Origin of the sequence: uncultured Sulfuricurvum sp., from assembly GCF_937936435.1 — a bacterium.
Taxonomy (GTDB): Bacteria; Campylobacterota; Campylobacteria; order Campylobacterales; family Sulfurimonadaceae; genus Sulfuricurvum.
Genome location: NZ_CALDDG010000020.1, coordinates 1 through 12,107, shown reverse-complemented (window position 1 = coordinate 12,107; position 12,107 = coordinate 1). Strand labels below are relative to the sequence as shown.

Sequence of the window (12,107 nt, the reverse complement as noted above, 5' to 3'; positions counted from 1 at the left end):
ACGGTTGAAGTTTATCGGAAAAGATAAAGCCGATTGCGAAGATTATGTTATTGCCAAATACTTTACCCTTAAAGAACTGGGTGTCCCGACCTCGAAGCTCTTTATGACCTATGCCAAATCGATTCGCTATAAAAGTGCTCACATGGTTCTGACCTATTATGAAACCCCCCGCTCAATTCCGCTCGTCATGGATAACTACAACTACAAAATTCTTCCGGCATCGGTACGGGATGATTTAGTGCCGATTTACAGTTTTAGCGGAGATGAGCTTTTTAATGCAAAACAGGCTCAAATCGGGAAAATGGTCCCTGCGGCGGCACGGCAGAAGCGTCCGTGGGATGAATTGATAATAACTCGACAAAAGGATTAGAAATGAGTTTATTTAAACAGATGGCGATAATGTTAAGCCTTTTTTTGGGAATCATACTGATATCGGTCATGATCCTAAACTTTAAATCGGCTACAGAGTTTGTCCAAAATCAACTCTATACGGATGCCAAAAATACGGCGCACTCGCTGGGACTTTCTCTCTCCAAGGTTGCCGATCCTTCCGATACGTCGAGTATGGAGACGATGATCAATGCCATTTATGACAGCGGGTACTATCAGCGCATTCGATTGGTCGATGTCGAGGGAAAAGAAATCTATACGAGAGAAAACGATGTTCGCGTTATCGACGTTCCGCAATGGTTTATCCACTGGGTTCCGATCCAAAACGCTACAGCAACGAGTGATATTATGATAGGATGGAGCCGTTTTGGAACACTCGAAGTTAGCGGGCATACTGGGAATGCCTATCGTCAGCTTTATTCGACGTTGATTGATCTGTCGCAAACCTTTTTAATGATCGGTGCGGTAGTTTTCGGATTGCTCTATCTCCTTCTCTCTCTGAGCTTAAAATCGCTTAAGCGGATTCGGGATCAGGCCAAAGCGATCATCGATAACGAGTTTATCATCGAGAAAAAAATTCCTTTTACCACGGAATTTCGTTCGGTTACCGTTGCGATGAATGCAATGGTGGAAAAAGTCAGAGATATTTTTGAGCGTGAAAACGAGACCTTGCGCCGATATCATGAGCTTTTATATAAAGATGCGGAGACAAAACTGAACAATCGGCGCTACTTAACGGCTAAACTTCCCGATTATCTTCAATCCGACGCATCGCTCTCATCGGGAGTGTACGTGATGGTAAGTATTGATGAGATCGATCGGTTAAAGCGTGAAAAAGGGTATGAGCGCTATAGCAAATTGATCACGCACTTAGCCGAAGAGATGAACGCTCAGGTGGGTCCGTTTCATCATGCATTGATTGCACGGCTCAATGAAAGCGATTTTTTCGCAGCACTTCCTTCATGCGATACTTCCAGTGTCGTTCATCAGATCGAAAAACTGCTTCTAAACGTAAAAACGGTGATTGAAGGGATCGATTCAACGGTGAGCGAGTACTTAGTCATCGGATCGGCGGTAGGGACATACACTGAGAAAGATACGTTGAAATCTCTTTTTTCACGTGCCGACCATACGGTTACCCAAGCGAAACTCCGAGGGAATTTTTTGATCGAAATCGATCAGGAAAAAGAGGATTCGCTGATTCTCGGACGGGAAGAGTGGCGTAACGAACTTCTTCAAAGTTTGAATGAATCGCGGATGTTGTTGGCATTTCAAAGTGCAGTGGAACAACGAGCCGGCGAATTGAGTATTATTCACGAAGAAATTTTCCTCCGATTGCTCGATCGGGAAGGGACAATCCACTCTGCAGGGTATTTTATCCCGGTAGCGACAAGTTTGGGGCTCATCGATACATTAGACCGTTATATGGTCGAAAAAGTGATAAAACACGTTAAAGAGCAAAATACGATGACTCCTCTGGCACTTAATCTCAGCGGCGATTTTGTCAAAAAATATGCCAATATTCAATGGTTGCGATCTCATCTGGAACTCTTTTCCCGACAAAGCGATTTGAAGTTGTGGTTTGAAGTGAGTAATACGACGGCGATTCATGAACTTGAAGCCGTTTCGACGATCGCATCGATGATTAAAATGTTCGGATACCATTTCGGTATCGACCACTTCACGATTCCCGAAAGCGGTGCGCATTATCTTCAAGCAATCCGTCCTGATTACGTCAAGGCCAACAGCGCGTATTTACAGGATATGATGTTTGACGATACAACGGGAAAAAGTAGAGAAAGTTTTCATAATGTTGTGCGAAGTTTGGGAATCTCGATTATTGCGATCAATATTGAAGAACCCCAAGAAGTTGAAAAACTCAAAGAGTTGGGAATCGAGCGTTTCCAGGGGACCTATATCGCACCAGTTTCACTGTTGTAAATTTCACCTTTTTTTTCGGGTGAGGACGAATGCAAAGAGGGCAATTACTGCGAGAAGAATGAAAATGTTGCCTTGTTCAACCATGTTTTTCCTTTAATAGTTTTTTCATAATTTCGATGTGATAACTCTCCTGATAATTAATGAAATCGAAAAAAGTCGATAATTTTTCATCGGTAATGGAAGAAGAGAGTTTACGGCACTCTTCTTTTGCATTCTCTTCTTCGGCGATTCCGTTGGTGAGAAAATGTTCCATGTCCTCAATGATATAGGTCCGAGGGTGAAGCATTCTAGGCAAGGATAATATCCCCATTTTGGCCATCATCTCACCGAATGAGCGAAGGTGAAAATGCGATTCGTCGATCAAGTCCTGAAAATAAAGGGCTTGTACTGCTGTTTCGGCACGTATCTGTGAATAAAAATAGACCATGATCAACTCATACTCTTTATAGCTCTCTTCGAATAAAAAGAGGGTAAGTGCATCGTTCTCTTCATGTGAGAGGAGTGTATCGGGCCAAATACGACTCCTGTCAAACGCCGATAATTTTTCATCAATGGAGAGATTTGTCAAATATCCCTCGAAAGATTGGAGCATGTAGTTTTCATCATTGCGCATCCGTTCGGACAAAGCGCTGCCGTTGTAAAACATATGGACGACTTTGATTTCATTGATCGCGGTGTGAAGGAGATCAAACAACGTTTCGGCTTCGATATTAAAAGTTGGATCACGATCATAATTATAGTTCGAATCGTTTTCGAGCATCGTTTGTGCCAACCATTTGAGATGGCGAAATTCGATCAATGAAAATTCGTAAAGGCGTTTTTTTATCCACGGATTATTGACAGCGAATGAGATAAAGGCAAGTCTCAGCCAAAGTTGGTGTTTCCGTCGGAAAAGTGTTTCGTCGATCATTCTTCTACCTCGCATTCCATATCGATTTCAATCGCGTGAAGTTCCTCTTTTGAACCTTTTAGACGATTGGTTTCATGTATTTGTGCAGCTTTGAATGCAGTGAGGACCATTTGGGCACACGCTTGCTGTTTGATCGGTCCGAGAGCGACTTTGGCCTGTAATTTTTCGGCGGCTTTATCGGCGTATTCGAGGGATTCCCCTTTGATCATTTCGGTGAACATCGATCCGAGTACGACAGTATCGTGACATCCGTTTGTCGCATAACCGACCGAACGGATGATTTTATCTTCTGTTAAAAGATAAAAAATGACAAACTCGCCGCTTTTTTCACTGTGACCGACACCGATACCGGTAGGATTTTCAAGCGGACCGTAATTGCGAGGGTGCATGAGATGCTCGATGATCTCTTGATTCAGATTGTTTTCCATCTAAAGATTATAGCGCAGGTTGAACCTCTTTGTAAGACTCCTCGCCGTACAATCCCATCATGAAAACCATAACTTCCGAAACTTTACGCTATCTCCCCACTACCCGTGCCGAAATGGATGCACGCGGATGGGATCAGTGTGACGTTATCCTTATCAGCGGGGACGCCTATATCGATTCGCCCTTTATCGGCGTTGCAGTCGTGGGGCGGATACTGGAACGGGAAGGGTACCGCGTCGGGATTATCGGACAGCCCGACATTACGGCGGAAGATGTCAAACGATTGGGAGAACCGAGGCTCTTTTGGGGGGTAAGCGGCGGAAGCGTCGATTCGATGGTCGCCAATTATACGGCGACGAAAAAGTTTCGCAAAAGCGATGATTACACCCCCGGCGGGGTCAATAACGCCAGACCCGATCGGGCAGTACTGGTCTATACGAACCTGATACGCAAGCATTTCAAAAATACCGTTCCTATCGTATTGGGAGGGATCGAAGCGAGTTTGCGGCGGGTAAGCCATTACGATTACTGGACCAACAAACTGCGCAAACCGATCCTTTTTGATTCTAAAGCCGACTATCTGATCTATGGGATGGGGGAGGGGGCGATTATCGCTCTTCCGAAAGCACTGGAATGTGGCGAAGAACCGCATAATATCCGAGGAGTATGTTATATTGCCAAGGAGGCGAGGGAAGGATATCTGAGCCTCCCTTCGCATCAGGAATGTTTGGATGACAAAGAGAAGTACATCGATTTGTTCGATATCTTTTATGACAATAACGATCCGATTTCGGCTAACGGCTTGTGCCAGGAAGTCGACGGACGCTACAGTATCCAAAACCCTCCGGCGGATTATCTCGATGAGAATGAGATGGATGCCGTCAGCACACTCCCGTTTACTCGAGAACTTCATCCGTATCATCGTCCTAACGGTGCCGTAAAATGTCTTGAGACGATCAAATTCTCGATCATGACCCATCAGGGGTGCTGGGGAGAGTGTAACTTCTGTGCCATCGGCGTCCATCAGGGGCGTACCATCCGTACCCGAAGCGAAGAGTCGATACTCGCGGAAGCAAAGCAGTTTACGGAATATAAAGATTTCAAAGGGATTATCAGCGACGTGGGCGGTCCGACAGCAAACATGTACGGATATGAGTGCAGTAAAAAGCTCAAACACGGTACGTGCGATCATCAGCGATGCGTCGATGATACCCATCTGTGTAAATCGATGAAGGTCGATCACACCCGTGTGATCAATCTGCTCCGTCGGCTGCGCGAAGTGCGCGGAATCAAAAAAGCGTTTGTCGCATCCGGGGTGCGTTATGATCTCATTACTGAGGACAAACGTAACGGTTATGATTATCTCAAAGAGATGGTTCGATACCATATCTCCGGACAGATGAAAGTGGCCCCCGAGCATACGTCGCCTCATGTCTTGCATCTGATGAATAAACCGGGAAAACAAACGTTAGTCGATTTTAAAAAGCTCTATGACCGTCTAAATCGCGAAGAGGGGAAAAACCAGTTCCTGACCTATTACCTGATTGCTGCCCATCCGGGATGTACCGAAAAAGATATGCACGATCTAAAACGTTTTACGAGTGAAGAGCTGAAGATGAATCCAGAACAGGCACAGGTCTTTACTCCGACACCGGGAACCTACTCGGCGGTGATGTATTACACCGAGATGGACCCTGTGACACGTAAGAAGATTTTTGTCGAAAAAGACACGGCGCGTAAAGAGAAACAAAAGCAGATCGTCGTCGCCAAAGACACTTTTAAAAGCGGGTTTGCATCTTAGAGCAAAATTGCGCTATCCTATAAGCTTCGATTCTATTCGAAAGGCTTATATGATAGACCCGAAAGTTTTGAAGGAACTCCGAAACGCGCTGCGGACGCATACGCTTTTGTATGTGGAAGACAATATCTCTTTGAATAAACAGGCGACGCAGCTTTTTCAAAAATTTTTCGATACGGTTTATTCCGCCACTGACAGCGAAAGCGGCCTGGAACTTTTCAAAAAACATCACAGTGCGGTAGTAATCAGTGAAATTCATATGCTCAATATGGACGGCTTCACTTTGGCTCGCGAAATTCTCCAAATCGATTCTGAAACCAAAATCATTTTAATGATGTCCCGAGACGATCCACGATATTTGCATGAAGCACTCAAAATAGGGGCCTTTGATTGTCTTGCAAAACCGATCAGTGTCCAAATGATCGTCGATGTCCTGAAGCGGTGCGCTCTAGAACTTCGTCGACAAATGCATCAACGACTGTTTAATCTGCATCTGCATAATATTTTTAACTATCAGCAAAATCTTGTTCTTCTACTCCATACGGAAACAGTCGTGATAGCGAATCAACCGTGTCTGGAATTTTTCGGAGCATCGAGTGTAGAAGAGTTTCAAAAACAGTTTTTTAATTTCGGAGATCTTTTTCTTCCCCACAGCGGTTTTTTGTATAATCACAACCATATCGAATGGTTAAGGGAGACCAAACACAATCCCGGAAAACTCTACAACGTAAAAATTGCGGGTAAAGAGGATAAAAGTCACCACTTCGTTTTGAGCTTGCAAACCATTCCGGAAAAAGAGGATTATTACGTTCTCTCGCTTAACGACGTTACCGAATTGAACCTTTTAAAACTTTTTGATGCCAATGCCGTCGAAAAAGAGTCGGTGCAAAATGATAAAAAAGCGCTTTTGGGCCTTTTGGAAATGGCCAAACGCAATAATGCGAAAATTAAACTGCATAACCTCTATAAAGGGCTTAGTATCACTAACGATGCGATTATCCACACGATCGACGAGGGCGGTATAACGATTAAAACGACATTTATGCAGCTCAAAGCGATTCAATTTGAAAAAAGAGTCATTCTTGCATCCGATATATTTCCGATGTTTATCGAATCTAACGATATTCTCGGTATTAATTTCGATCAACAGACGCTGAAAGTCGGAGAATGCAAAATGGCATCTTCAAGTCCGATACGTCGCCAATATATCCGTGTCCCACCGAATGCCGAAGCAAAAGTGACACTGCTCTATCAAGAGCATAAATTTGATGCGGACATTGAGCTTTCCGATATCTCGATTAAAGCGGTGCGCTTAAAAATCTCTTCACTGCCTGCCGGTTTTAAAGTCGGTGAGAAAGTGATTTTAGACATGGTTTTGGGGAAAATACAGCAGCATCTTATCATCAATACCGAAGCTGAAATTTTTAGAATTATTGAGCAACAACACCATTTTGAGGTTGTTTTCATGTATGATTTGCACGGAGCGATTTATAAACAGCTGATCGATTACATCGCCAAGCAGCAGATGTATTTGATCCGCGAATTCAGGGGGATGCAATATGGACAATGAAAACGTATTATTCGATGACGGAACACATAAATGCGTGATGTTCAGTTTGGAAGACGAAGCGCAGGAAGAGAACTCTCTATCGGTTAATCAGTTTCTTCTTGTTCAGCATGAAAGTGCAATATTGATCGATCCGGGAAGCAGTTCGATTTTTTCAGAACTCTACGATGCGATCGAGCGTCATATTGACCCTCAAAAAATCAAATACATTTTTTTCTCCCATCAAGACCCCGATGTGGCAGGCGGAATTGCAGAATGGAGTGTCGCCACGAGCGCCCAATTGGTTGTTTCGGGATTATGGACCCGTTTTATGGGGCACTTCGGGCTGGTAGATACGGCGAGAATCGTCGCATTGCCGGATCACGGAGGCAGGATTCGTTTCGGTGAAGATTTTATCCAGTTTATTCCTGCTCATTTTCTCCATAGCCCCGGTAATTTTTCATTGTATGACAGCCGATCCAAAATTCTCTTTTCGGGAGATATCGGTGCGGCAGTTCTATCGCCGCAAAATCTGAACAAACGGGTGGATGATTTCGAATCCCATCGTCCGTATCTGGAAAGTTTTCATCGCCGCTATATGGCGTCCAACCTTTTTTGTCGCGCGTGGGTGCGGGAAGCCAGACGGTATGATATCGATACGATAGCGCCGCAGCACGGCTCACTTTTCCATAGGGAAAATGTAGCTGCTTTTTTAGCATGGTTTGAAGAACTGGAGTGTGCAACGGAACATATAGACGAGATTTATCTCGCCTAAACGACACGATCACTCGTCCGTAAAAATAGTGGAACAATTTTTGCGCTCTTACCTCTCTTTTAGCTTCATTTACCTACAATAAATCCACAAAAAACATCTGCCTCATAAGAGGCAAGCTTTAGTGCCATAGCGGCTAGCGTAGCCAAGCGGGGCTTCGCTCCGTTTGGCGTTCAAACTTAAATAGAACGGAACCTCTTTGCGAATCGATAAATTTTTAAATGCGGTTAATCTGACCAAACGACGTGCCGTCGCTCAGGATATGATCGGCGAGGGTGTCGTGTATATCAATGATAAAGCAGTCAAAGCCTCCAAAAACGTTGCCATCGGCGACATAATCACCCTGGTCTATCTTGATAAACAGATGCGGTACGAAGTTTTGGCTTTACCGACGATCAAATCCACTCCCAAATCTCAGCAGCATCTTTACGTCAAGGAATTAGTATGAACCCGACCAAAACGGATTTTGAGGCGTTATTCGAACATCGTCTCAGCGACGATGAGATGCGGGAATTTTTACTCTCACTGACTTTGAATGACGAGACATCTTCCTCGATGATCGCGACGGCGGCAGAAGTCATGAAACGTCATGCATTGGCATTGGACGTAGCCCCTGAACTAAAAGAAAAATTGATCGATGTCGTCGGGACGGGAGGGGACAAAAGCGGAAGTTTTAACGTCTCATCGACGGTATCGGTTCTTCTTGCTTCATGCGGAGCCTATGTCGCCAAACACGGAAACCGATCCATCACATCGAAATCGGGAAGCGCCGATGTTTTGGAACATTTGGGAATCAAGCTTGATCTGAGTTTAGACAAAAGTGCTAAATTGCTGGAAGAGACGGGATTTACGTTTTTATTTGCACAATATCACCATCCGGCTATGAAGTTCATCATGCCTATCCGTCGAAGCATCCCAGAGAAGACGGTATTTAATATTTTGGGACCGTTGACCAATCCGGTAGGACTCTCCAAACTTTTGTTGGGTGTTTTTGATGAGGTTTTCGTCTCGAAGATGGCCGAAGCGGCACAAATGGGCGGAGTGAAGTCGGCAATTGTCGTCAGTTCGCGGGAGAAGATGGACGAAATCAGTATCAGTGATATTACGTATGCCGCACAACTCAAAGACGATCGTATCGATTATTTCGAGATTGACCCCGAACGTTACGGTATACGAAAAGCTCCTTTTGAGGCTATTCTAGGCGGTGATGTCGAAAAAAATGCAAAAATTTTTCGGGATGTACTGTATAACCGGGCGACCGATCCCCAAAGAGATATGGTGCTGATCAACGCGGCATATGCGCTGATAGCAGACGGGATGGCTTCGGATGTTCAAGAGGCTTTGGAAATCGCCCGCGAAGCGATTTTTAGCGGAAAGGCCGCACGAAAACTCGACCAAATCGTTTCGGTATCTTCCAAGTTATGATGAAACTTTCGCTCGATCAAGTGTCGCAAGTGTGCGCAACGATAGCCCAAGAACTTCCTGATGGCGGTATCGTTGTTCTGCAGGGGGATTTAGCGAGCGGTAAAACGACCTTTACACAGGCTTTTGCCACTTTTTTGGGAATAAAAGAGGGAGTGACCTCACCTACGTTTTCGTTGCAGCAGCATTATGGAGATAAACTGTTTCACTACGATCTATATAATTACGGGTTTGAGAAATTTCTCTCCTTAGGGATGCTCGAAGAGCTGGAACGTCCTGGATATCATTTGATTGAGTGGGGAGATGAGATGCTGATAGAATGGCTCAAGCGAATCGGAATGGAATTTAGAATACTCAAAATTACGAAATGCGATACAAATTTGCGATGTTACGAGGTGCAGTGTGCATGAGTTGAAAATCGATCATCTGGTTAAGACGATCAAAAAACACGAGATCGTCCGCGGGATCAGTATGGAACTTCATACGGGAGAGGTTGTCGGGCTTTTAGGGCCGAACGGTGCCGGGAAAACGACGACGTTTTATATGATCTGCGGATTGATCGAAGCGACAAGCGGTAAGGTCTTTATCGACGGAGTAGATGTCTCGAATCAGCCGCTTCATCAGCGTTCGCGGCTGGGAATCGGCTATCTGCCTCAAGAAGCGTCTATTTTTAAAGACTTAACAGTCGAAGAAAATCTTGTGATCGCGGCACAGGCGGGGAAATTGGATCAAGAGACGGCACAGCAACGAATCGAAGAGCTGTTGGAAATGTTTAATATTGAACCGATCCGAAATCGTCGGGGGATCAATCTTAGCGGCGGGGAGCGCAGACGCGCGGAAATCGCCCGCGCTTTAGTCAATAAACCCCGGTTTTTGCTTTTGGACGAACCGTTTGCCGGAGTCGATCCGATAGCGGTCATGGACATTCAAAGCGTTATTTCTCAATTAGTCGAGTACGGTATCGGCGTCTTAATCACCGATCATAACGTTCGGGAGACACTGGCGGTATGCGATCGCGCGTATGTAATCAAGAGCGGCGAACTCCTCGCTTCCGGAACGAGCGACGAGATCGCACATAACCCAGATGTGCGCCAACACTATCTCGGTGAATCGTTCAAGTTCTAACCTCTATGCTACGGGTTAAAACATCGGTCGAACTTAAAAATAAGCTTTCCAACACCCTACGCAATTGGCTGCCGATTCTTCAATCGAGCCTAAGCGATCTGGGAGAAGCGATGGTTCCGTTCGTCGAGGGCAATCCTCTCATCGATGTTAAATCGGGGTATGAAGAGTCGTTTGAAGCCCGAATCCCCAAAAAAATCCAATTCGGCTACGTTCAAAACTCCCACAGCGAAGCGATTGAAGCACTGACAATCCAGGTGAAGAGCCTTTATGATATTTTGCAAGAACAGATCGATTCTTCTTTGTTTCCGACCCCCCTTTCTCAAATGATCGCCACGTACGTTATCGAGAATCTTGATGAGGGGGGCTATTACGAAGGGGATACAAAGAAATTTTGTATTGAACACGGTATCTCAGAGGAGCAGTTTGAAAAAGTACGGCTCCGTTTTATCCATGTCGAACCGGTCGGGATCGGAGCTGTGAACGTTTCCGAATCGTTTTTGTTTCAGCTGGATTCCGCATCTATCAGCGACGAAGGATATTCGCTGGCGTGTAAAATGATTAATGATCTTGATGCGTTGGGATCGTACCGCAAAGAGAATGCATTTGAAGAGGCCATGAAAGTCATCGGCAGCTTTAAAAATCCCCCGGCTATCGATTATTTGGAAGATTCGACGCAGATTGTCCCCGATTTGATGATCTATAACGATGAACAAGAGGGGATCGAGGTACGACTGAACGATCAGTATTATCCAAGCGTTACGATCGACAATGGGTATAAAGTCGATCATCCGTTTGTCCGTGAAAAACTCAAAGAGGCTAAAAGTCTCGTCGATGCATTGGAAATGCGCAAAGCCACTTTATACAAAGTCGGTTTGATGATCGTCGAATACCAGTACGATTTTTTTCTCGGAGGTGCGATCAAACCTCTCACCCTCAAGACGTTGGCGGATGAATTCGGACATAACCCTTCGACGATCTCACGGGCTATTGCCAACAAATACATTGCGTGTGATCGAGGTATTTATCCGATGAAAGATTTTTTTACGACGGCCATCGATGAAGACGTCTCGAATGCCGCGATCAAAGAGTATGTCAGCGAACTGGTGCGTAACGAATCGCATAAAAAACCGCTGAGCGATATGAAACTGCTCGAACTGATCCAGGAGAAGTTCAAAATTACGATGGTTCGACGTACCATTGCAAAATACCGTAAACAGCTCAATATTGCGGGATCGAGCGAGCGCAAGCAGCTGTATCTTTTGGGACGTTCTTGAATACCATCCAAGAATATCTGGAGAAGCAGGTTGCGGCTCGTAACTGCGATAGCGAATTGTGTGCCGAACGCCCTGACCCTTTGATGATCGCCCGTCTTTACCGCGATCCCCATCATGCCCTGACCTGTGCCCTTTTTGCCTATGGAAATGTGAAGGCGATTATCGCTTTTATTGCCTCTTTGGATATCGGGTTACAAAAACTTTCCGAAGACGAACTACGATTTCAGGTGAAAAACAAATATTACCGATTTCAAAAAAATGAAGACGTAGTGCAATGGTTTCTAACCCTCCAAAAACTAATCGCGATGGGCGGTGCGGAGAGGGTATTTATGCGGGGATATCGCACAGGCGGAGTGATCGAAGGACTTTCTGCACTGATTGATACTTTGTATACGCTGAATCCGTATCGTTCGCAAGGATACGAGTTTTTGATCGGCAAGCCGATCCAATCGGTAGCAAAAGCGTCTGCCATGAAACGCTGGATGATGTATTTGAGATGGATG

General features: G+C 45.1%; 13 protein-coding genes. 11 read left to right on the top strand and 2 right to left on the bottom strand.

Going from position 1 to position 12,107, the window contains the following annotated elements:
- A partial coding sequence (locus Q0389_RS02450) for a transglutaminase-like cysteine peptidase (protein ID WP_298691275.1) occupies positions 1–370 on the top strand: 370 nt, incomplete at its 5' end.
- Positions 371–372: 2 nt separating this feature from the next.
- Complete coding sequence (locus Q0389_RS02445; protein ID WP_298691273.1) at positions 373–2,331, top strand: LapD/MoxY N-terminal periplasmic domain-containing protein; 1,959 nt, start codon at positions 373–375, stop codon at positions 2,329–2,331.
- A gap of 76 nt (positions 2,332–2,407) precedes the next feature.
- On the opposite strand, the gene Q0389_RS02440 is transcribed toward Q0389_RS02445, so the two are convergent.
- Both Q0389_RS02440 and Q0389_RS02435 read right to left on the bottom strand, forming a co-directional pair.
- A complete protein-coding gene (locus tag Q0389_RS02440) occupies positions 2,408–3,241 on the bottom strand; it encodes an iron-binding protein (protein ID WP_298691271.1) in 834 nt (277 codons plus the stop codon).
- Positions 3,238–3,669, bottom strand: coding sequence for an iron-sulfur cluster assembly scaffold protein (locus Q0389_RS02435; protein ID WP_298691269.1), 432 nt, complete (start codon positions 3,667–3,669; stop codon positions 3,238–3,240). The genes Q0389_RS02440 and Q0389_RS02435 overlap by 4 nt, the downstream gene beginning before the upstream one ends.
- A 59-nt stretch (positions 3,670–3,728) precedes the next feature.
- Here Q0389_RS02435 and Q0389_RS02430 point away from each other — a divergent pair, with 59 nt between their 5' ends.
- The 9 genes from Q0389_RS02430 to Q0389_RS02390 form a co-directional block, all read left to right on the top strand.
- Entirely contained in the window at positions 3,729–5,468 is a 1,740-nt protein-coding gene (locus tag Q0389_RS02430) for a YgiQ family radical SAM protein (protein WP_298691267.1), read from the top strand.
- 49 nt (positions 5,469–5,517) lie between these two features.
- Positions 5,518–7,035: a response regulator gene (locus tag Q0389_RS02425; protein ID WP_298691265.1), complete on the top strand. Its 1,518-nt coding sequence runs from the start codon at positions 5,518–5,520 to the stop codon at positions 7,033–7,035.
- Positions 7,025–7,786 (top strand): MBL fold metallo-hydrolase, encoded by a 762-nt coding sequence (locus tag Q0389_RS02420; protein ID WP_298691263.1) that lies wholly within the window; start codon positions 7,025–7,027, stop codon positions 7,784–7,786. Before Q0389_RS02425 ends, Q0389_RS02420 begins: the two co-directional genes overlap by 11 nt.
- 196 nt (positions 7,787–7,982) lie before the next feature.
- A complete protein-coding gene (locus Q0389_RS02415; protein WP_298691261.1) occupies positions 7,983–8,231 on the top strand; it encodes an RNA-binding S4 domain-containing protein in 249 nt (82 codons plus the stop codon).
- On the top strand, positions 8,228–9,208 hold the full coding sequence (gene trpD, locus Q0389_RS02410) for an anthranilate phosphoribosyltransferase (RefSeq protein ID WP_298691259.1): 981 nt from the start codon (positions 8,228–8,230) through the stop codon (positions 9,206–9,208). Before Q0389_RS02415 ends, trpD begins: the two co-directional genes overlap by 4 nt.
- Positions 9,205–9,615 carry a tRNA (adenosine(37)-N6)-threonylcarbamoyltransferase complex ATPase subunit type 1 TsaE gene (gene tsaE / locus Q0389_RS02405; RefSeq protein WP_298691257.1) on the top strand — a complete coding sequence of 137 codons (411 nt, stop codon included), beginning with the start codon at positions 9,205–9,207 and terminating at the stop codon, positions 9,613–9,615. The genes trpD and tsaE overlap by 4 nt, the downstream gene beginning before the upstream one ends.
- Entirely contained in the window at positions 9,608–10,330 is a 723-nt protein-coding gene (lptB, locus tag Q0389_RS02400) for an LPS export ABC transporter ATP-binding protein (RefSeq protein ID WP_298691255.1), read from the top strand. The genes tsaE and lptB overlap by 8 nt, the downstream gene beginning before the upstream one ends.
- Before the next feature lie 5 nt (positions 10,331–10,335).
- Positions 10,336–11,604 carry an RNA polymerase factor sigma-54 gene (locus tag Q0389_RS02395; RefSeq protein WP_298691253.1) on the top strand — a complete coding sequence of 423 codons (1,269 nt, stop codon included), beginning with the start codon at positions 10,336–10,338 and terminating at the stop codon, positions 11,602–11,604.
- Positions 11,601–12,107, top strand: a 507-nt coding sequence (locus tag Q0389_RS02390; RefSeq protein ID WP_298691251.1) for a DUF2400 family protein, incomplete at its 3' end; no start/stop codon positions are given. The genes Q0389_RS02395 and Q0389_RS02390, both read left to right, overlap by 4 nt.